Origin of the sequence: Burkholderia pseudomultivorans (assembly GCF_001718415.1) — a bacterium.
Taxonomy (GTDB): domain Bacteria; phylum Pseudomonadota; class Gammaproteobacteria; order Burkholderiales; family Burkholderiaceae; genus Burkholderia; species Burkholderia pseudomultivorans_A.
Window position 1 is genome coordinate 3,391,443 of the sequence record NZ_CP013378.1, and the last position, 21,204, is coordinate 3,412,646.

The following is a 21,204-nucleotide window of genomic DNA, read 5'->3' on the forward strand; positions in this document are numbered from 1 at the left end:
CAACGACGGGCGGCCGATTCCGTGTGCCGGGTCACCGAAGGCGAACGAACGGAACGACGCGGACATAAAAAAACCGCTCCGAAGAGCGGCTTGCGAGGTGCAGCGCGGCGTGCATGCGTGACCGGCGCGCCAACCCGCTACACCGGATGGAACACGTCGTGGTAACGGACCGCGCCCGACGGCCGCGGCGCGGCCTCGTCGAACGACTGAGCGAGGAAATACCCGGGCGGCACGCCCGGAAACACGATGTCGCCGGACGGCGCGAACCCGAAACGCGCGTAGTACGCGGGCTCGCCGAGCACCACGCAGCCGCGCGCGCCGAGCCGGCGCAACGCGTCGAGCCCCGTGCGCACGAGCCCCGCGCCGACGCTGCGCCGCTGGCAATCGGGCGACACCGCGAGCGGCGCGAGCCCGTACCAGCGCTGCGCGCCGGCCGGCTCGCCGCCGATCGACACCGGCGAAAACGCGACGTGGCCGATCACGCGCCCGTCGCGTTCCGCGACGAGCGACACGCTCAATGCGTCGTCCGCGCGCAGCGTATCGACGATCCTTCGCTCGAACTGCCCGTGCTGCGGTTCGGCCGCGAACGCCGCGACGATCACGCGGGCGATCGCGTCGGCGTCACGCGGGCGCTCGTCGCGCAGCGTGACGACCTCGACCGGCGCGTTCGGGTCGAACCACACGACGATCAGCCGATCCAGCGGCGCGCGTTGCGGAACACGCGCATCCACGGGCTCGCTTCGCCCCAGCCTTCCGGGTGCCAGCTCATCGTGACCGTGCGGTGCACGCGCTCCATGTGCGGCATCAGCACCGTGAAGCGGCCGTCGGCCGTCGTCACCGACGTGATGCCGGCCGGCGAGCCGTTCGGGTTGAACGGATAGCGCTCGGTCGCTTCGCCGCGGTGATCGACGTAGCGCATCGCGACCGCGACGCGATCGATGTCGCCCTGCTGCGAGAAATCCGCATAGCCTTCGCCGTGCGCGACCGCGACCGGAATCCGCGAGCCTTCCATCCCCGCGAAGAAGATCGACGGCGACGACTGCACCTCGACGAACGAGAAGCGCGCCTCGAACTGCTCCGACTTGTTGCGCGTGAACTTCGGCCAGGCTTCCGCGCCCGGGATCATCGATGCGATGCTCGACAGCATCTGGCAACCGTTGCAGATGCCGAGCGCGAACGTGTCGGGACGCGCGAAGAACGCCGAGAACATGTCGGCGAGGTTCGCGTTGAAGCGGATCGTCTTCGCCCAGCCTTCGCCCGCGCCCAGCACGTCGCCGTACGAGAAGCCGCCGCACGCGACCGCACCCGCGAAATCGGCGAGCGACGCGCGGCCCGCGAGCAGGTCGCTCATGTGCACGTCGTGCGCATCGAAGCCCGCGCGATCGAACGCATAGGCCGTCTCGAGATGCGAGTTCACGCCCTGCTCGCGCAGGATCGCCACCCGCGGCCGTGCACCCGTCGCGATGAACGGCGCGGCGATGTCGTCGGCTGGATCGAAGCTCAGCACCGGCGCGATGCCCGGATCGGCCGCGTCGAGCAGCGCGTCGTATTCGGCATCCGCGCAGGCGGGGTTGTCGCGCAGGCGCGCGATGCGCCAGCTCACCTCGCTCCACGCGCGATGGAGTTCGACGCGCGGCGCGTCGAAGATCTTCTTCGCGTCGCGGTACACCTCGATCACGTCGCGCTCGTTGACCGTGCCGATCACGTGCGAGCAGGTCGACAGGCCGAATTCGCGCAGCGCGCCGAGCACCGCGTCACGGTCGGCCGCGCGCACCTGCACGACCGCACCGAGTTCTTCGGAGAACAGCGCGCGCAGCGTGCGGTCGTCGCGACGGCCGCTCGTCTGCTTCGCCCAGTCCTTCGCGTCGCCGTAGTCCGATTCGTGGTTCGCGTCGAGCGTCAGCATGTCGACGTTCAGCGACACGCCCGCGTGGCCCGCGAACGCCATTTCGCACACCGTCGCCCACAGGCCGCCGTCCGAGCGGTCGTGATACGCGAGCAGCTTGCCCTGCGCGTTCAGCGACTGGATCGCGGCGAAGAAGCGCTTCAGGTCTTCCGGATCGTCGACGTCGGGCGCCGTGTCGCCGACCTGCTGCGTGACCTGCGCGAAGATGCTGCCGCCCATGCGGTTCTTGCCGCGGCCGAGGTCGATCGCGATCAGCACGCTGTCGCCCGCGTCCGCGACGCGGCGCAGTTGCGGCGTCAGGTGGCGGCGCACGTCTTCGACCGGCGCGAACGCGGAGATGATCAGCGACACCGGCGCGACCACTTCCTTCGCGATGCCCTGCTCGTCCCACTTGGTCTTCATCGACAGCGAGTCCTTGCCGACCGGGATGCCGATGCCGAGCGCCGGGCACAGCTCCATGCCGATCGCCTTCACCGTGTCGAACAGCGCGGCGTCCTCGCCGGCCGTGCCGCACGCGGCCATCCAGTTCGCCGACAGCTTCAGCTTGTCGAGCGACGCGATCGGCGCGCTCGCGATGTTGGTGATCGCCTCGCCGACGGCCATGCGGCCCGACGCCGGCGCGTCGATCACCGCGAGCGGCGTGCGCTCGGCCATCGTCATCGCCTCGCCCTTGAAGCCCGCATAGTCGAGCGCGGTGATCGCGCAGTCGGCCACCGGCACCTGCCACGGGCCGACCATCTGGTCGCGCACCGACGTGCCGCCGACCGAGCGGTCGCCGATCGTGATCAGGAACGACTTGCTCGCGACCGTCGGGTGCTTCAGCACATCGACCGCGACTTCGGACAGCGCGATGCCGGTCACGTCGACCGGCGCGCGCTCGGTCGTCACGCGCGCGACGTCGCGGTGCATGCGCGGCGGCTTGCCGAGCAGCACGTCCATCGGCATGTCGACCGGGTACGCATCCGCGCCGCTCGCCTGGTCGTCGAACAGCTGCAGCTGGAGTTCGTCGGTCGCGACGCCGACCACCGAGAACGGGCAGCGCTCGCGCGCGCAGATCGCCTCGAAGCGCGGCAGGTCGGCCGGCGCGATCGCCAGCACGTAGCGCTCCTGCGCCTCGTTCGACCAGATTTCGCGCGGCGACAGGCCCGACTCCTCGAGCGCGACCTTGCGCAGCTCGAAGCGGGCGCCCTTGCCCGCGCCGTCGACGATTTCGGGGAATGCATTCGACAGGCCGCCCGCGCCGACATCGTGGATGCTCAGGATCGGGTTTTCCGCGCCGAGCTGCCAGCAGCCGTTGATCACTTCCTGCGCGCGGCGCTCGATTTCCGGGTTGCCGCGCTGCACCGAGTCGAAGTCGAGCTCGGCCGTGTTCGCGCCGGTCGCCATCGAGCTCGCGGCGCCGCCGCCCATCCCGATCCGCATGCCGGGGCCGCCGATCTGGATCAGCAGCGAGCCGGCCGGCACGTCGTGCTTGTGCGTGTGTTGATCCGCGATGTTGCCGAGGCCGCCCGCGATCATGATCGGCTTGTGATAGCCGCGCACGGTGCCGCCGACGTTCTGCTCGTACACGCGGAAGTAGCCGCCGAGGTTCGGCCGGCCGAATTCGTTGTTGAACGCGGCGCCGCCGAGCGGGCCGTCGATCATGATCTGCAGCGGCGACGCGATGCGGTCCGGACGGCCGTACGGGCCGTGCTGCTCGTCGGGGTTGCGCTCGCCGACCGGCTGCGCGGCGTCGCGCGCGTTTTCCCACGGCTGGCGCGCGCCGGGCAGGTCGAGGTTCGACACGGTGAAGCCCGTCAGGCCGGCCTTCGGACGCGCACCGCGGCCCGTCGCACCTTCGTCGCGGATCTCGCCGCCCGCGCCGGTCGCCGCGCCGGGGAACGGCGAGATCGCGGTCGGGTGGTTGTGCGTCTCGACCTTCATCAGCGTGTGCGTGAGCTCGGTGTGACGGCCGTAGCGCTCGCCCGGCGCACCGGCCGCGCCCGCGCCGCCGCGCGGGAACCAGCGCTCGGCCTCGGCGCCGACCATGATCGACGAGTTGTCCGAATACGCGACGATGGTGCCCTGCGGGCTCAGCTTCTCGGTGTTGCGGATCATCGCGAACAGCGACATGTCCTGCGCTTCGCCGTCGATCGTCCACTGCGCGTTGAAGATCTTGTGACGGCAGTGCTCGCTGTTCGCCTGCGCGAACATCATCAGCTCGACGTCGGTCGGGTTGCGTTCGAGCTTCCGGAACGCATCGACCAGATAGTCGATCTCGTCGTCGGCAAGCGCGAGGCCGAGCTCGACGTTGGCGCGCTCGAGCGCACCGCGCCCGGCGCCCAGCACGTCGACGGTCGTGAGCGGCTTGGCCGGCAGTTCGTCGAACAGGTGCTTCGCGTCGTCGCGCGCGGCGACCACGCTTTCGGTCATGCGGTCATGCAGCGCGGCCGCGACTGCGGCGCGCGCCTCGTCGGACAGCGCCTTCTTGCCGCCGAGCAGGCCCGACTTCAGCGTGACCGTGAATTCGACGCCGCGCTCGATGCGGCGCACGTGCGTGAGGCCGCAGTGCTGCGCGATGTCAGTCGCCTTGCTGGCCCACGGCGAAACCGTGCCGAAGCGCGGCAGCACGACGAAGGTTTCGGTCGTGCCCTTCTCGGACGCCGGCTCGAACGGCGCGCCGTAGTGCATCAGCGCCTCGATGCGCGCGCTGTCATCGGCCGACAGCGGCTCGGCCGCATTGACGAAGTGCAGGAACTGGCCGCGCACCGCGACGATGTTGGCGTCGATTTGCCTGAGCGTGTCGAGCAGACGGGTTTGACGGAAATCGGAGAGGGCCGAAGCGCCGGGAAAACACGAGAAGTGAGCCATGGGCTGGACTGACGTCGATGAGTCGCGCAACTGGGCGACGTGGGGCGAAAGGAAGGCCGTAATTATACCCGGAAGTCGGTCGCCCAAGACCGGCCGATCGGCAGCCCGCGCGCACCGCGACGGCGACCGCGCGGCATCGCCCGCCAGCCGGCGCGCCGCGGCCCGGCCGCGCCGGATCGCGCGGTGCAACCGCGCCGCGCCCGGCGCCGGCGCAACCGCCCGGCGCCGGTTCCCGCGATTTTGGCGCTATCATTCGCGGTTCACCGGGCCGCGGGCCCGTCACGCGAATTCTCATCGGGCAGCGCGCGCCGCCCGTCATCGAAGCAATCCATGGATGTCATCGTCATCGGCGGCGGAATCAGCGGCGTCGCCACCGCCTACCAGCTGCGCGCAGCCGGCCACCGCGTGTGCGTCGTCGAACGCCATGCGACCGTCGCGCAGGGCGCGACCTACGGCGACGGCGGCACGCTGCTGCCGAGCCCGCTCGACGTCTGGTTCGGGCCGACCTTCATGCGTCAGCGCCAGCCGCGCGACAGCGGCATCGTTTACAAGCCGGGCTTCAACGGCGGCGTGCGCCGTTTCGTCAGGCAGCTCGGCGCGCTGCGCGAACCCGATGCGTTCGCCGCGCAGTACGCGCGGCTGCGCCCGCTGATCGACGCGTCGCGCGACGCGCTCGCCGACCTCGAGGCGCGCCTCGAACTCGAATTCGAGCAGAAAACCGGCGTCCTGCACGTGGTGCGCGATCCGCGCGACTGGGAAGCGATGCAGCCCGCGCTCGAACTGCTGCGCGCGCTCGACCTGCCGCACCGCACGCTGGACGCCGCCGCCTGCGCGGCGCTCGAACCGTCGGTGCCGGCCGAACCCGGCTTCGCCGGCGGCGTGCTGCTCGAAACCGAGCGCACCGGCAACTGCCCGCTGTTCGCAAAGCTGGTCAAGCAGACGCTCGACGAGCAAGGCGTGCAGTTCCGCTTCGGCGCGGAAGTCGTCGCGCTTCGCATCGATGCGGGCCGCGTCGCGATCGAGCTTGCGCCGGCGGCCGGCGGCGGGCGCGCGGCGCGCGCGCATGAAGTCGACGTGATGTCGGCCGACGCGATCGTGGTCGCGGCCGGCGCGGGCAGCCTGCCGCTGCTCGAACGGCTCGGCTGGCGCGTGCCGCTGCACCCGATGCGGGTCCATACGCTGACCGCGCCGGTCGCGTACGAAGAGCACGCGCCGCACCTGAGCGTCGTCGATTCGATCAAGCGGATCGCGATCACGCGCACCCAGCAGCGGCTGCGCATCGGCGGCGGCGCCGTGCTGCAAAGCGCGGCCGATACCGCGAAGCCGCTCGCCGAACCGCTGTCGGAAGCCGCGCTCGCGCTGCTCGGCCAGGCCGTCCACGACTGGGTGCCCGGCGCCGCGAAGATCTCGGCCGCACTGTCGTGGCAAGGCACGCAGCTGCTGTCGCCGGACGGGCTGCCCGTCGTCGGTCCGACCCCGCATCCGCGCGTATTCGTCAATTTCGGCCACGGCCCGGCCGGTTGGGGGCTCGCGTGCGGGTCTGCTAAAGTGGTGACCGACTACGTCGGCGGCGATCTGCAGCACTGGCCCGCCGACACGCTCGCCGCGCTGCGCGCCGGGCGCTTCGCGACCTGACCGCCCCGGGCCCGCGTCCCGGGCGGCCTCCCCCTCTACGCCGCCATGACTGCCGCCCCCCTTTCTTCAGACTCCGATCCGATCGCGCTGCTGCGCGTGGCCGAGCTGCGCGCCGCGGAACGCGACGCCGCCGCCACGCTGCCGCCGCACACGCTGATGAGCCGTGCCGGCGACGCCGCCGCGCGCTGGCTGTCCGAGCGTATCGCCCGCGACGCGCGCCCCGTCTGGTTCGCGGTCGGCCCCGGCAACAACGGCGGCGACGCGCTCGTCGCGGCCGCCCGGCTCCAGCAGCTCGGCGTCGCGACGCAGGCGTGGATGCCGGTGCCGGTCAAGCCGGACGACGCGCAATGGGCGCTCGGCATCGCACGCGCGGCCGGCGTGCCGCTGTCGACCGCCCCGCCCGCGTCGCTGGACGACTACGCGTGGGTCGTCGACGGCCTGTTCGGCATCGGCCTGGGCCGCGCGCTCGACGGCGCGTTCGCCGAACAGGCCGCGCGCATCGCCGCGCACGCCCGCCGCGGCGGCCGCGTGCTCGCGCTCGACGTGCCGAGCGGCCTCAACAGTGATACCGGGCAGATCGTCGGCGCGGGCGCGGCCGTCGCGGCAACGCATACGCTGAGCTTCATCGGCGCGAAGCCCGGCCTCTACATGGGCGAGGGCCGCGACCTCGCCGGCACGGTCGAGATCGCGTCGCTCGAAGTCGCGCCGCCCGCCGCGCCCGGCGTCGTGCTGAACGCGCCCGCGCGCTTCGCGGCCGCGCTACCGGCGCGCGCGGCCGCGTCCCACAAGGGCACGTTCGGCAGCATCGCCGTGCTCGGCGGCGACACCGGCATGTGCGGCGCGCCGATCCTCGCCGCGCGCGCCGCGCTGTTCGCGGGCGCCGGCAAGGTGCACGTCGGCTTCCTTGGCGCCGGCGCGCCGCCGTACGACCCGCCGTTCCCCGAACTGATGCTGCATCCGGCCGACCGCCTCGAGCTCGGCGCGATGACCGCGATCGCGGCCGGCTGCGGCCTCGGCACGCGCGACGCGGCAGCCACGCTCGTGCGCGACGCGCTCGCGCACGACGCCGCGACGCTGCTCGACGCCGACGCGCTGAACCTCGTCGCCGCGCATGCCGACCTGGCCGCCGCCGTGGCCGCGCGCGGCGCACGCGGCCGCGCCTGCGTGCTGACCCCGCACCCGCTCGAAGCGGCCCGGCTGCTCGGCAGCGACACCGCGAGCGTACAGCGCGACCGCCTCGCGGCCGCACAGGCGCTGGCCACGCGTTATGCGGCCATCGTCGTGCTGAAAGGCTCGGGCACGGTGATCGCCGCGGCGGACGGGCGCCTGACGGTCAACCCGACCGGCAATGCCGCGCTCGCCACCGGCGGCACCGGCGACGTGCTCGGCGGCCTGATCGGCGCGCTGCTTGCGCAGCGCGTCGCGCCGTACGAAGCGGCGCTCGCGGGCGTCTACCTGCACGGGCTGGCCGCCGACACGCTGAGCGCGAACGGCGCCGGCCCGGCCGGGCTTGCCGCGGGCGAGCTCGCGCCGATGGTGCGCACGCTGATCAACCGCCTTTTTTACCCGTCGCCGCGCGCCGACACATAACGCCGCTATACTGACTGCCCCGCCGCACGGCGGCTCCCCTCGTCCGCCGGCCGTCCGATCCCGATGCGCCGGCGCGGCATTCCTCACGATTCACGCTTCACTCGAACCGCCATGACGCTGAATTCGCTCCCCGCCTGGACTGCCCTTCAATCCCACTTCGAACAGATCCGTCACGCGCGTCTGCGCGACTGGTTCGCCCCGGAGAACGATCCCGCACCGACCCGCGCCGAACGCTTCACGTTCGCGGGCGGCGGCCTCGCCGCCGACTTCTCGAAGAACCGCATCACCGACGAAACGCTTCGCCTGCTCGTGCAGCTCGCGCGCGATGTGCGCGTCGAGGCGCGCCGCGACGCGATGTTCGCCGGCGAGATCGTCAATCCGACCGAAGGCCGCGCCGCGCTGCACACCGCACTGCGCGCGACCGACCCGAACGCACCGTTCCACGCGCAGGTGAACGCCGAACGCGCGAAGATGGCGAGCTTCGCGCGCGCCGTGCGCAGCGGCACGTGGACCGGCTATACCGGCAAGCGCATCCGTCACGTGATCAACATCGGCATCGGCGGCTCCGACCTCGGGCCGAAGATGGTCGTGCACGCGCTGCACCACGTCGCGACGCCCGAGATCGCGACGCACTTCGTGTCGAACGTCGACGGCGCCGACCTCGCGCGCGTGCTCGAACAGGTCGATCCCGAGGAAACGCTCGCGATAATCGTGTCGAAGACCTTCACGACGCTCGAGACGATGACGAACGCGCGATCGCTGCGCGACTGGTTCGTCGCGAAGGGCTGCCCCGAGGACGCGCTCGCGAAGCATTTCGTCGGCGTGTCGGCGAACCCGGCCGAAGTCGTGAAATTCGGCATCGCCGCGGACAACGTGTTCGAAATGTGGGACTGGGTCGGCGGCCGCTACTCGCTGTGGTCGGCGGTCGGCCTGTCGATCATGATCGCGGTCGGCCCCGAGCAGTTCGACGAGCTGCTCGCCGGCGCGAACGACATGGACCGCCACTTCCGCGAAGCGCCGCTCGAGCGCAACCTGCCGGTGCTGCTCGGCCTGATCGGCATCTGGTACCGGAACTTCTTCGGCTCGCAGAGCTATCTCGTCGCGCCGTATTCGGAGGCGCTGCACTTCCTGCCGTCGTACCTGCAGCAACTCGAGATGGAAAGCAACGGCAAGTCCGCGCGCCTGGACGGCACCTTCGTCGACTACCCGACCTCGGCCGTGACCTGGGGCGAACCGGGCACCAACGGCCAGCACGCATTCTTCCAGATGCTGCACCAGGGGCCGACGATCGTGCCGATCGACTTCATCGCGGTGCTGACGCCCGAGCACCCGCTCGCGAGCCATCACCCGAAACTGCTCGCGAACTGCTTCGCGCAAAGCGAGGCGCTGATGCTCGGCCGCACGCTCGACGAGGCGCGCAAGGTCGCCGGTCCCGGCAAGGAGGCGCTGGCGCCGCACCTGACGTTCCCCGGCAACCGCCCGACGACGACGCTGCTGGTCGACGCACTGACGCCGCGCACGCTCGGCGCGCTGATCGCGCTCTACGAGCACAAGGTGCTGGTGCAGGCGACCGTGTGGGACATCAATCCGTTCGACCAGTGGGGCGTCGAGCTCGGCAAGATCCTCGGCAAGGTCGTCGAGGCCGACCTGTCGGCCGAAACGCTCGATGCCGCCAAGCACGACTCGTCGACGACCGCGCTGATCGCGCGCGCCCGCGCGGCGCTCAAGCGCTGACGCGACGGTCCGCGTCGGCCTGCGCGCGGCACAACGCGCGCGCAGGCCCGGCGCGGAAACACGGGAAATAGGGAAAGCGCGGCGTTATGCCGCGTGCGGCGCGACGATGCGTCCCGCGTCGAGCGTGACCGTGGTCGCGCAGCGGCGCGCGAGTTCGGGATCGTGCGTGACGAGCACGAGCGTCGCGCCGTGCGTCCGGTTCAGCTCGAACATCAGGTCGATGACCGCGTGGCCCGTCGCCGCGTCGAGGCTGCCGGTCGGCTCGTCGGCGAACAGGACCGCCGGGCGCGTGACGAACGCGCGCGCCAGTGCGACGCGCTGCTGCTCGCCGCCGGACAGCAGCTTCGGGTAATGCGCGGTGCGCTCGGCAAGGCCGACCTGTACCAGCAGCGTCCGCGCACGGTCGGCGGCTTCGCGCGCACTGACGCCGCCCTGCAGTTCGAGCGGCAGCATCACGTTCTCGAGCGCGGTCAGGTGCGGCACCAGCTGGAACGACTGGAACACGAAGCCGACCGCGCCGTTGCGCAGCGCGGCGCGCGCGTCCTCGTCGAGCTGGTCGAGCGCGCGGCCGAGCAGGCGAACCGTGCCGCTCGTCGCGCTGTCCAACCCCGCAAGCAGGCCGAGCAGCGTCGATTTGCCCGACCCCGACGCGCCGACGATCGCCAGGCTGCTGCCGGGCCGTACGGCGAGCGTGATGCCGTCGAGGATCGTCAGCTCGCCCGTCGCGTCGGCGACCCGCTTGCACACGTCATGGACTTCGATGATCGGATCGGTAATCTTGAACATGGACAGGACACTTCGCTGGAAAAGGCGCGCGACACTCGCCGCGCTGCTGGGCGGCATGCTGGCCGCGACCGGATTCGCACGCGCCGCGCCGGCGCCGGCCGCGCCCTCGGCGCAGCCCGTGATCGTCGTGCTCGGCGACAGCCTGTCGGCCGAATACGGGTTGCCGCGCGACACCGGCTGGGTCGCGCTGCTGCGGCAGCGGCTCGCGGCCGAGCGGATCGATTATAGCGTCGCGAACGCGAGCGTCAGCGGCGACACCACGAGCGGCGGCCGCGCGCGGCTGCCCGCGGTGCTGCAGCGGCTCAAGCCGTCGATCGTCGTCGTCGAGCTCGGCGCGAACGATGCGCTGCGCGGCGTGCCGCTCGCGACGACCGAGCGCAACCTGCGCGACATCGTCGCCGATGCGCGGCGCGCGCAGGCGAAAGTCGTGCTGGTCGGCATGTACGTGCCGCCCAACTACGGGCCCGACTACACGCAGAAGTTCCATGCCGTCTATACGCGGCTGTCGAAGGATCTCGGCGTGCCGCTCGTGCCGTTCCTGCTGGCCGGCATCGAGAACAAGCCCGACATGTTCCAGTCCGACCAGATCCATCCGGCGCAGCAGGCCCAGGGCGTGCTGCTCGACAACGTGTGGCCGACGCTGAAACCGCTGTTGACCAGGCCGCGCGGCTGATCGCCACGCGCGGGAAAGAAAAAACCCCGCTTCGAGCGGGGTTTTTCGATGGTTGCGCGGGAAACGGTGCCCGGCGCGTTCAGTCCTCGCCGTCCTTCGACTGGCTGGCGGTCGAACCGTACAGCTTGACCTTCGACCGGTCGCGCAGCGCGGCGAGATACGCTTCGCCTTCGCTCTGCGCTTCGACCTGCGCCATCTGCTGCTGCGCGCCCGCGAGCTGCTGCGGATCGACGGCCGAACCGGGAACCACCGCGTTCACGCGGTAGATCGCGTAGCCGTCCGCGCCGAGATCGACGCCGACGTAGGCCGGCAGCGTCTTCGCATCGACCTTGTAGACGGCGCTGAGCGCGGCCGGCGTCAGGCCCTGCGATTGCGTGCGCGAGACCTTCTGCGCGGCCGCGAAGCCTTCGGTCGACTTCGACTTCTGCAGCTCCGCGAGCTTCGCCGCGCCGTCCTTCTTCGCGAGTTCGGCCGCCTGCTCGGCGACGACCTTCTGGCGCACCGCATCCTTGATCGCGTCGAGCGCGGGCACGGTGGCCGGCTTGTAGTCGGTCACGCGCGCCGAGATCAGCGTGTTGTTGCCGACGTCGATCGCCTGCGTGTTGTTCTGGTTCTTCACCGAGTCGTTCGCGAACACCGCGGCCAGGAACTTCGGGTTGTTCAGCGGGCTCGTCGGCGGCAGCTGCGGGTTCGGCGTCGGCGTGACGGTCGCGGTCTGGATCGTCAGCTTGTACTTGTCGGCGGCCGGCTGCAGGCTCTTCGCCTTTTCATACACGGTCGACGTGAAGCCTTCCGCGTTGTCCGAGAACGCCTTCGATGCGTACTGCTGCTTCAGGCTCGCGGCGATCTCGTCCTTCACTTCCGCGAACGGCTTGACCGCCGACGGCTTCACCTCGGTCGCCTTCAGGATGTGGAAGCCGAGGTCCGACTGCACGACGCCGCTCACGTCGCCCTGCTTCAGCGCGAACGCCGCATCGTCGAACGCCTTGCCGCCCGCCGTCGAGCCGCGCGTGATGAAGCCCAGGTCGCCGCCCTTCGCTGCCGACGGCGCGTCCTGCGAGTTCTTCTGCGCGATCTGCGCGAACTGGTCGGGATGCGCCTTCACGTCGGCCAGCAGCTGCTCGGCCTTCGCCTTCGCGGCCGCCTTGTCCGCCGCGCTCGCGTCGCTCGCGGCCGCGATGAAGATGTGGCTCACGCGCACCTGCGCTTCGGTGCGGAAGTGCGTCGGGTTGTCGTCGTAGAACTTCTTGATGTCCGCGTCGGTCGGCTGTGCGCTGGCAGCAGCCGCGGCCGGCGAATAGACGAGGTACTGGATCGTCGCCGTCTCGGGCGTCGCGAAGCTCTGCTTGTGCGCGTCGTAGTACGCGGCGAGCTGTGCGTCGGTCGGCTGCACCTTCGCCGCGTAGTCGCTCGTCTTCAGCACGAGCGCCTGCACTTCGCGCTGCTGCGCGGCCAGTTCCGACAGGTGCTGCGCGAGGCTTTTCGGCGTAAACGCGCTCGACACGATGCTGGCCGGGATCTGCTGCAGCGCGAGGCTGTAGCGTACGCGCTCCTGGTACTGCTCGGGCGTCATGCCCTGGAAAGACAGCAGCTGCGCATAGCGCTCGACGTCGATCGTGCCGTCCGGCTTCTTCAGCGACGCGATCATCGGGTCGCTCAGCAGCGCTTCGCGCACCGCGTTGTCGGACGCGGTCAGGTGCAGCCGCTGCGTTTCATCGGCCAGCACGCGTTGCTGGATCAGGCCGTCGAGCACTTGCTTGCGGTGGTCGGGCGTATCGAACGCCTTGATGTCGAACTGCCCGCCAAGCGCCTGGCGCGCCTGGTCGATCTGCTGGCGGAACGCGCCGTCGAATTCGACCCGCGTGATCTTGTGCCCGTTGACCGCCGCGACGTTCGCGCTATCGTCGAAAAAGCCGCGGAAACCTTGGATCCCGACGAAGCCCAGCCCCGGCAATACGATCAGGAGCAGGAGCGCCATCATCAGGCGCTGGTGATTACGGAAGAAATCGAGCATGCGTGACGGGTTGTATTGGACAAAACGCCCGATATTACAACAGCGGACGGGAAAAAAGGCGAACCGGCAGGGCGGCGCGCCGATGGCGGGCCCCGCCGGATCGACCCGGCGCCCCGTCCGCGCGCCGGGATCCGCGCGTGGCGGACCGGCTCGCGGGCATATGTCCCTTTTCCCCCGGGTACGGCGGAAACGCTTCGCAGGCGGGCCGCCCGCCGCAACGGCATCGACGCGCGGCCCCGCCCGACAACCGCCTTACGCGGGATCGGCCTCCACCGCTTCGACGCTTCGTTGCGTGTGCACCGGCTTGAGCGGACGCATCAGGCCGACGGCGACCATCGCGATCAGCCCCGGCACCGCGATGGCCAGGAAATTCTGCTGCAGCGGCAGCGCCTGGCTGACCAGAAACCCGATCACGATCGGCGCCAGAATGGCCCCGCTGCGCCCCACGCCGGACGCCCAGCCGATCCCGGTCGATTTGGCGGCCATCGGGTAGAACTGCCCGGCGAACGCATAGGTCACGATCTGCGTGCCGATCGTCGATGCGCCGGCGAGGCCGACCAGCACGAACAGCACGGGCTCGGGCACCTTCACGCCCAGCAGGCTGATCGACACGGCCGCGAGTGCATACATCGCGACCAGCACGTGCTTCATGTTGAAGCGGTCGGCCAGCCAGCCGCCGCCGATCGCGCCGATCATCGCGCCGAAATTCAGCACGAGCACGAAGGTCAATGCCGAGCCGAGGCTGTAGCCCGCACTGGCCATCAGCTTCGTCAGCCACGAACTCAGCGCATAGACCATGAACAGGCACATGAAAAAGGCGACCCACAGCATCACCGTGCTGAAGCCGCGTCCGTCGGCAAACAGGCTTCGAATGCCCGGCGCGTCGCCCTTCTCCTGACCCGCGATCGAAAAGCTGTCGCCGTCCTGCGGCCGATAGCCGGGCTCGATGCGCGACAGCACGTGCCCGACGGTACCGGTGCGCCCCTTGCGGATCAGAAAGCTCATCGACTCGGGCATGTACGCGAGAATCGCGGGCACGAGCAGCACCGGCAGCCCCGCCGCGATGAACACCGACTGCCAGCCGTAGCGGGCAATCATCGCCTTGCCGACCAGCGCGGCCAGCATCCCGCCGACCGAGTAGCCGCTGAACATCAGCGTAACCAGCGTGCTGCGGATCCGGCGCGGCGAGAATTCGGTCATCTGCGCGACGACGTTGGGCATCACCCCGCCGATGCCGAGGCCGGCCAGAAACCGCGCGATGCAGAACGTGACCGGCTCGTGGGCGACGCCCGCCGCCGCCGTGAAAACGCTGAACAAGAGAATGCAGATCACGATCGCGCGCACGCGGCCGATACGATCGGCGATCGTGCCGAGAAACACGGCGCCCAGCATCATCCCGAACAGCGCCGAGCTGACCATCAGGCCGGCGCCCGTCGGACCGACCTTCATCTCGGCCATGATCGAGGGCAGCGCGATGCCGACCACCGCGAGGTCATAGCCGTCGAAGATGATGATCAGCGCGCACCAGAACAGGATGCCGGCATGAAAGCGGCCAAACCGCGCCTCGTCGGACAGTTTGCATACGTCGATATTTCGCATTGGGGTCTCCTTTTAACCTGAGGTCTCGTGCCGAATGCGACGATCCGGCACGCGTCCAGTTGTCCGCTGCTTGTTTTTGTGTGGTCCCGCCACGCTCGCGGGGGCTGCGCCGGCTTCGCCGGATCGCTGTTTCACTGCTGTCGGTGTACACGGGCGTCCCGGCAGAACGCGAGCCCGCGCACGTCGCGCGCCGCGTTCAGAACATGTGCCGGATGCCTGCCATCACGCCGAGTTGACCGACGCCTGCGGCCGGGGTCGTGCCGCCGCCGCCGGAACTCAGGCTGTAACGGGCCTGGGCGCTGTTCCACAAATACGAGCCCTGCAGATAGACGGCGGTGGCCTTGGACAGGAAATAGGTGCCGCGCAGCGTCGTCATCGTCGCGCGCGTGTTCTGCTCGCGATTGACGATCCGGAAGACCTCGCCGTCGAGCACGGCGGCAGGCGTGACCTGATACGCCGCGCCCACGAAGAACAGGTTCGAACGCACATCGGGCACCGACGGCGACACCGTCTCGACATGACGTCCGACCCAGCCGGCGCCGAGCTTGACCGGTCCGATATTTCCGTACCCGCTGACCTGCATGCGGATATCCTTGTCGCCCTCGTTGGTCAGCGCGAACGGCGTGACGCCATTGAAGAAGTTCGCGGCCGCGCCCGCGCCGCCGCGCTGCTCGTCGTAGGCGGCCGACACGCCGAACGCCTGCGTGTCGTACTTGATCATCGCGCTCCACTGGCGGCACTGCGTGAAATGCCCGGCCACCGAACCCGCGCAGGTGCCCTGCCCGGGCGAATTGCCGGTGCCGGCGGAATCCCGGCCGAACGAATACATCGCGCCGAGCGTCAAGCCGCGAAAGGTGCCCATGTACGCGATCGCGTTGTCGCTGCGGGCGTTCGGAATATACGCATCGAGCGATGCGCTGCCGTAGATGTCCGGGCCCAGGATGTCGGAATCCGTCAGCCCCCAGAACGTCATCGAGTACTGACGTCCGAACGACAGCTTGCCCCACGGCCCTTGCAGCCCGACCCATGCCTGACGGCCGAACAGCCGACCGCCCTGGCCGAGGTCGCCGCCGCGCGGATTGAAGCCGCTTTCGAGCTGAAACACCGTCTTCAATCCGCCGCCGAGATCCTCGCTGCCGCGCAATCCCCAGCGCGACGGCACCTCGCCCGTGATGCCCGGCATGCGGATCAGTCTGTCGCCTGCCGCATTCGCATGCGTCACATACTCGATGCCCGTATCGATGACGCCGTACAACGCCACACTGCTTTGCGCGAACGCGGGCACGCTCAACACGCCCAGTCCGCCAATCATCCACTTCGCAAGCTTCATCGGTCTCCACTCCATGTTGAAATTGTTCTGTTTCTTCGGACATCACGCATAGATAAAAAGCAGACCTAATCATTGTCCGCATGATTGGGTCCGGACTCGCGTCGTGCGCCGGGCTTGCCGGGCGACGAGGCGATGCATGAAGTCCCGCGCGACCGGATAAGCTCGCCCGCGCACGACCCATCGAAAGTTAAAGTAAAGCGGTGCGGGCGTCCAATACCGACGCGATCTGCATCCATACCTGACAGGCATCAGCGGATGAGGCCGCTGATCATGTTCCCCAATGGCGACGACGGCACGCTGCTGCGGCCCGGGTGTCGTCGAGGGCGAGTCGTTTGGTCGGCACGAGATCAATTCGTTACCCGAAACAAAGCATCGGGGCGACGCTGACTATGCTCACGCGCTTCGACGAGCGCCGCGCATCCGCGAGCGGAAACACAAATGAAAAAGCCCGCTCAAGGCGGGCTTCTTCATTTGTTTGGCGGAGCGGACGGGACTCGCCTACATCCTGCAGGCCGCGGATGCGCGTACACGCGCATCCCTTCGAGCCCCGCCGGAAGCCGCGCAGGCGGCTTCCTCCGCCCCGCAGTCACGCGCCCGCAAGCGGGCGCAACGCGGAAGCACAAATGAAAAAGCCCGCACAAGGCGGGCTTTTTCATTTGTTTGGCGGAGCGGACGGGACTCGAACCCGCGACCCCCGGCGTGACAGGCCGGTATTCTAACCGACTGAACTACCGCTCCTTGGTCTTGCCGAATCGGGAAACTGGTGGGTGCTGAGGGGATCGAACCCCCGACCTACGCCTTGTAAGGGCGCCGCTCTACCAGCTGAGCTAAGCACCCGTTTCCGATTCGATCTGGCTGCGATCTGCGTTGCCGCATCAACAACCAGCGAGCCTGCGATTCTAATTCATCCCCGAATACTTGGCTAGCCCCAAGCACGATTTTTTTCGCTCGCCTGCGCACACGCGTCCGACGATGCCTATAAAAAAACCCGCGGACATGCCGCGGGTTTTCGTGAACCACCGTCAGAACGGCGCTCGGGTTCAGTGCTTGACGACTTCCGTCGAGCCGGCATCCTTCGCGGCATCGGCGACCGGCGCCGCAGCCTTCGCCTCTTCTTCCGGCGGCAGCGGCGTCGGCGAACGTTCGAGCGCGAGCTCCAGCACCTTGTCGATCCAGCGGACCGGCACGATCTCGATCGCGTTCTTCACGTTGTCCGGAATCTCGGCGAGATCCTTCACGTTCTCTTCCGGGATCAGCACGAGCTTGATGCCGCCGCGATGCGCCGCCAGCAGCTTCTCCTTCAGCCCGCCGATCGGCAGCACTTCGCCACGCAGCGTGATTTCACCCGTCATCGCGACATCGGCACGCACCGGGATACCGGTCAGCACCGACACCAGCGCCGTCGTCATCGCACCGCCGGCGGACGGACCGTCCTTCGGCGTCGCGCCTTCCGGCACGTGGATGTGGATGTCCTGCTTCTCGAACGCTTCGTCCTTGATGCCCAGACGCCGCGAACGCGAACGCACGACCGAACGCGCCGCCTCGACCGACTCCTTCATCACGTCGCCGAGCGAACCGGTGCGGATCACGTTGCCCTTGCCCGGCATCACTGCGGCTTCGATCGTCAGCAGATCGCCGCCGACTTCCGTCCACGCGAGGCCCGTCACCTGACCGACCTGGTTTTCCTTCGCCGCGAGGCCGAAGTCGTACTTGCGCACGCCGAGGAACGTGTCGAGGTTGTCGCCGTCGACCTTGATCGCGCCCGATGCCTTCTTCAGCAGCAGCATCTTCACGACCTTGCGGCAGATCTTCGACACTTCCCGCTCGAGCGAACGCACACCGGCTTCGCGCGTGTAGTAGCGGATGATGTCGCGGATCGCCTGTTCAGTGACCTCGATCTCGCCGTCCTTCAGGCCGTTGTTCTTCTTCTGCTTCGGCAGCAGGTAGCGCTGCGCGATGCTGACCTTCTCGTCTTCCGTGTACCCCGACAGACGAATCACTTCCATCCGGTCGAGCAGCGGCGGCGGGATGTTCAGCGAGTTCGACGTCGCGACGAACATCACGTCCGACAGATCGAAGTCGACTTCGATGTAGTGGTCGGCGAACGTGTGGTTCTGTTCCGGATCGAGCACTTCGAGCAGCGCCGACGACGGATCGCCGCGGAAATCCATGCCCATCTTGTCGACTTCGTCGAGCAGGAAGAGCGGATTGCGCACGCCGACCTTCGCGAGGCTTTGCAGGATCTTGCCCGGCATCGAGCCGATATACGTGCGGCGGTGGCCGCGGATCTCGGCCTCGTCACGCACGCCGCCGAGCGCCATCCGGACAAACTTGCGGTTCGTCGCACGGGCGATCGACTGGCCGAGCGAGGTCTTGCCGACGCCCGGAGGCCCGACGAGGCACAGGATCGGCGCCTTCACCTTGTCGACGCGCTGTTGCACCGCGAGATACTCGAGGATCCGTTCCTTGACCTTCTCGAGGCCGTAGTGATCCTCGTCGAGCACCTGCTCGGCGTTCGACAGGTCGTTGTTGACCTTGCTCTTCTTGCGCCACGGCAGGCCGATCAGCGTGTCGATGTAGTTGCGCACGACGGTCGCTTCCGCCGACATCGGCGACATCAGCTTCAGCTTCTTCAGCTCGGCGTCGGCCTTCTTCTTGGCTTCCTTCGGCATGCGCGCGGCGTTGATGCGCTTCTCGAGTTCCTCGAGATCCGCGCCCTCTTCGCCTTCGCCCAGTTCCTTCTGGATCGCCTTGACCTGCTCGTTCAGGTAGTACTCGCGCTGGCTCTTTTCCATCTGGCGCTTCACGCGCCCGCGGATGCGCTTTTCGACCTGCAGGATGTCGATCTCGGCTTCGAGCTGCGCGAGCAGGTGCTCGAGACGCTCGATGACCGGGAACATCTCGAGGATGTGCTGCTTCTGGTCGAGCTTCAGCGGCAGGCGCTCGGCGATCATGTCGGCGAGACGGCCCGCTTCGTCGATGCCCGACAGCGACGTGAGAATCTCCGGCGGGATCTTCTTGTTCAGCTTCACGTACTGGTCGAACTGCGACACGATCGCGCGACGCAGCGCTTCCGTTTCGGCGCTGTCCGCATGATCGGGCTCGAGCGGCATCACTTCGCTGGAGAACTGCGTCTCCTGCTCTTCGATCGACAACGCCTTGGCGCGCTGCAGCCCCTCGACGAGCACCTTCACGGTGCCGTCCGGCAGCTTCAGCATCTGCAGGATGTTGGCGATACAACCGACCTCGTACATGTCCTTTTCGGTCGGTTCGTCCTTGGCCGCGGTTTTCTGGGCGACCAGCATGATGTGCTTGCCGCCTTCCATCGCTGCTTCGAGGGCCTTGATCGATTTCGGCCGGCCCACGAAGAGCGGAATCACCATGTGCGGGAAAACGACGACGTCCCGCAGCGGCAGCAGCGGGAGCGTGATGCGTTCCGGCGGGAGAAGTTGGGTGCCTGACATTTCATTTCCCCATGAGTGGAATCAATTGTTCGGTAATTGAGGCCGCCACAACGAATTGCAAGCCTTCAAGTGCGGGAAATATTCGGTAAGAAAGTAACCACCGCGTGTCGAGTCAGAGTTACCCACAAGATAAACGAAAAAAAGCCGCCCACGGTCTCATGAACGGCCTTTTTCGCTGAACATCGTCGGCAAGCCGGTCAGTTCGAACCCGCCACCTTCGGCGTGTCCTCGTAGATCAGCAGCGGCTTGCCGTCGCCATCGATGACATTCTCGTCGATGATGACCTTGCTGACCCCTTTCATCGTCGGCAGCTCGTACATCACGTCGAGCAGCGCCTGTTCGATGATCGAACGCAGGCCGCGCGCGCCGGTCTTGCGGCGGATCGCCTTGCGGGCGACTGCCTGCAACGCGCCCGGCCGGATCTCCAGCTCGACGCGCTCCATCGCGAACAGCTTGTGATACTGCTTGACGAGCGCGTTCTTCGGCTCGACCAGGATCTTCATCAGCGCGGCTTCGTCGAGCTTGCCGAGCGTCGCGACGACCGGCAGGCGGCCGATCAATTCGGGGATCAGACCGAATTTGATCAGGTCTTCCGGTTCAGTTTCGCGCAGCACTTCGCCCGCGTCGCGCTCCTGCTTGCTCTTGACCGTCGCGCCGAAGCCGATGCCCGTCTTTTCGGTACGGTCGGTGATCACCTTCTCGAGGCCGTCGAACGCGCCGCCGCAGATGAACAGGATGTTGGTCGTGTCGACCTGGATGAAATCCTGGTTCGGATGCTTGCGGCCGCCCTGCGGCGGCACCGACGCCATCGTGCCCTCGACGAGCTTCAGCAGCGCCTGCTGGACGCCCTCGCCCGACACGTCGCGCGTGATCGACGGGTTGTCCGACTTGCGGCTGATCTTGTCGATTTCGTCGATGTAGACGATCCCGCGCTGGGCCTTGTCGACCTCGTAGTTGCAGTTCTGCAACAGCTTCTGGATGATGTTCTCGACGTCCTCGCCGACATAGCCGGCTTCGGTCAGCGTCGTCGCGTCGGCGATCACGAACGGCACGTTGAGCAACCGCGCGAGCGTCTGCGCGAGCAGCGTCTTGCCGGAACCGGTCGGGCCGATCAGCAGGATGTTGCTCTTCGACAGCTCGACGTCGTCCTTCTTGTCGAGATGCTTCAGGCGCTTGTAGTGGTTGTACACGGCCACCGCGAGGATCTTCTTCGCGCGCTCCTGCCCGATCACGTACTGATCGAGGATGTCGCGAATTTCCTGCGGGCTCGGCAGATCCGACCGGGACAGGCTGGCCTCGACGCCGGCGGCGGCCGCCTCGTCGCGAATGATCTCGTTGCAGAGGTCGATGCATTCATCGCAGATGAACACCGACGGGCCCGCGATGAGTTTTTTCACCTCATGCTGGCTCTTCCCGCAAAACGAGCAATACAACAGCTTCTCGCTGTTCGAACCTTTTTTGTCCGCCATGAATGTAGAGCCTCCGGACAGGTAAATGACATGATACGCCGAATACTCCGGACACCGCGCCTGGGACGCGACCGGAGCCGGCTGGATGCGCTTTGCCGCAGATGCTCGGGGCGTAACGGATTCTGCGCGAGGCGCCGCCCAAATCGGGGCGGCA

12 protein-coding genes and 2 tRNA genes are annotated in these 21,204 nt (G+C 68.2%); 4 read left to right on the plus strand and 10 right to left on the minus strand.

Annotated elements, in window-relative coordinates:
* Positions 1 to 137: 137 nt before the first annotated feature.
* On the minus strand, positions 138 to 683 hold the full coding sequence (locus tag WS57_RS27965; protein WP_059512870.1) for a GNAT family N-acetyltransferase: 546 nt from the start codon (positions 681 to 683) through the stop codon (positions 138 to 140).
* A gap of 5 nt (positions 684 to 688) precedes the next feature.
* Positions 689 to 4,756 (minus strand): phosphoribosylformylglycinamidine synthase, encoded by a 4,068-nt coding sequence (gene purL / locus WS57_RS27970; RefSeq protein ID WP_069245130.1) that lies wholly within the window; start codon positions 4,754 to 4,756, stop codon positions 689 to 691.
* 330 nt (positions 4,757 to 5,086) lie between these two features.
* Between purL and WS57_RS27975 the strand changes: the two genes are divergently transcribed.
* The 3 genes from WS57_RS27975 to pgi all read left to right on the plus strand — a co-directional run bounded on the left by WS57_RS27975 (position 5,087) and on the right by pgi (position 9,715).
* Positions 5,087 to 6,391: an FAD-dependent oxidoreductase gene (locus tag WS57_RS27975; RefSeq protein ID WP_069245131.1), complete on the plus strand. Its 1,305-nt coding sequence runs from the start codon at positions 5,087 to 5,089 to the stop codon at positions 6,389 to 6,391.
* A gap of 45 nt (positions 6,392 to 6,436) precedes the next feature.
* Positions 6,437 to 7,981, plus strand: coding sequence for an NAD(P)H-hydrate dehydratase (locus WS57_RS27980; protein ID WP_069245132.1), 1,545 nt, complete (start codon positions 6,437 to 6,439; stop codon positions 7,979 to 7,981).
* 111 nt (positions 7,982 to 8,092) lie between these two features.
* Complete coding sequence (gene pgi, locus WS57_RS27985) at positions 8,093 to 9,715, plus strand: glucose-6-phosphate isomerase (RefSeq protein ID WP_059512767.1); 1,623 nt, start codon at positions 8,093 to 8,095, stop codon at positions 9,713 to 9,715.
* An 84-nt stretch (positions 9,716 to 9,799) separates the two neighbouring features.
* Here pgi and WS57_RS27990 read toward each other — a convergent pair whose 3' ends face one another.
* Positions 9,800 to 10,501, minus strand: a complete 702-nt coding sequence (locus WS57_RS27990; protein ID WP_069245133.1) for an ABC transporter ATP-binding protein — start codon at positions 10,499 to 10,501, stop codon at positions 9,800 to 9,802.
* Between WS57_RS27990 and WS57_RS27995 the strand changes: the two genes are divergently transcribed.
* Positions 10,500 to 11,174 (plus strand): arylesterase, encoded by a 675-nt coding sequence (locus WS57_RS27995; protein ID WP_059477806.1) that lies wholly within the window; start codon positions 10,500 to 10,502, stop codon positions 11,172 to 11,174. The genes WS57_RS27990 and WS57_RS27995 overlap by 2 nt on opposite strands.
* A 79-nt stretch (positions 11,175 to 11,253) precedes the next feature.
* On the opposite strand, the gene WS57_RS28000 is transcribed toward WS57_RS27995, so the two are convergent.
* From WS57_RS28000 to clpX, 7 genes are all read right to left on the minus strand, one after another.
* Entirely contained in the window at positions 11,254 to 13,188 is a 1,935-nt protein-coding gene (locus WS57_RS28000) for a SurA N-terminal domain-containing protein (RefSeq protein ID WP_069245134.1), read from the minus strand.
* Positions 13,189 to 13,440: 252 nt separating this feature from the next.
* Complete coding sequence (locus WS57_RS28005; RefSeq protein WP_069245135.1) at positions 13,441 to 14,787, minus strand: MFS transporter; 1,347 nt, start codon at positions 14,785 to 14,787, stop codon at positions 13,441 to 13,443.
* Positions 14,788 to 14,983: 196 nt separating this feature from the next.
* Positions 14,984 to 16,117 carry a porin gene (locus WS57_RS28010; protein ID WP_009695116.1) on the minus strand — a complete coding sequence of 378 codons (1,134 nt, stop codon included), beginning with the start codon at positions 16,115 to 16,117 and terminating at the stop codon, positions 14,984 to 14,986.
* A 661-nt stretch (positions 16,118 to 16,778) separates the two neighbouring features.
* A tRNA-Asp gene (locus WS57_RS28015) sits at positions 16,779 to 16,855 on the minus strand.
* A 23-nt stretch (positions 16,856 to 16,878) separates the two neighbouring features.
* A tRNA-Val gene (locus WS57_RS28020) sits at positions 16,879 to 16,954 on the minus strand.
* A 203-nt stretch (positions 16,955 to 17,157) separates the two neighbouring features.
* Positions 17,158 to 19,581, minus strand: a complete 2,424-nt coding sequence (gene lon / locus WS57_RS28025; RefSeq protein ID WP_009695114.1) for an endopeptidase La — start codon at positions 19,579 to 19,581, stop codon at positions 17,158 to 17,160.
* Between the two features lie 197 nt (positions 19,582 to 19,778).
* On the minus strand, positions 19,779 to 21,050 hold the full coding sequence (gene clpX / locus WS57_RS28030) for an ATP-dependent Clp protease ATP-binding subunit ClpX (RefSeq protein ID WP_006489345.1): 1,272 nt from the start codon (positions 21,048 to 21,050) through the stop codon (positions 19,779 to 19,781).
* Between the last annotated feature and the right edge of the window lie 154 nt (positions 21,051 to 21,204).

Coding starts and splice junctions, on each gene's coding strand:
- purL (WP_069245130.1), bottom strand. CDS start 4,756: ATGGCTCACTTCTCGTGTTTTCCCGGCGCTTCGGCCCTCTCCGATTTC.
- WS57_RS27975 (WP_069245131.1), top strand. CDS start 5,087: ATGGATGTCATCGTCATCGGCGGCGGAATCAGCGGCGTCGCCACCGCC.
- WS57_RS27980 (WP_069245132.1), top strand. CDS start 6,437: ATGACTGCCGCCCCCCTTTCTTCAGACTCCGATCCGATCGCGCTGCTG.
- pgi (WP_059512767.1), top strand. CDS start 8,093: ATGACGCTGAATTCGCTCCCCGCCTGGACTGCCCTTCAATCCCACTTC.
- WS57_RS27995 (WP_059477806.1), top strand. CDS start 10,500: ATGGACAGGACACTTCGCTGGAAAAGGCGCGCGACACTCGCCGCGCTG.
- WS57_RS27990 (WP_069245133.1), bottom strand. CDS start 10,501: ATGTTCAAGATTACCGATCCGATCATCGAAGTCCATGACGTGTGCAAG.
- WS57_RS28000 (WP_069245134.1), bottom strand. CDS start 13,188: ATGCTCGATTTCTTCCGTAATCACCAGCGCCTGATGATGGCGCTCCTG.
- WS57_RS28005 (WP_069245135.1), bottom strand. CDS start 14,787: ATGCGAAATATCGACGTATGCAAACTGTCCGACGAGGCGCGGTTTGGC.
- WS57_RS28010 (WP_009695116.1), bottom strand. CDS start 16,117: ATGAAGCTTGCGAAGTGGATGATTGGCGGACTGGGCGTGTTGAGCGTG.
- lon (WP_009695114.1), bottom strand. CDS start 19,581: ATGTCAGGCACCCAACTTCTCCCGCCGGAACGCATCACGCTCCCGCTG.
- clpX (WP_006489345.1), bottom strand. CDS start 21,050: ATGGCGGACAAAAAAGGTTCGAACAGCGAGAAGCTGTTGTATTGCTCG.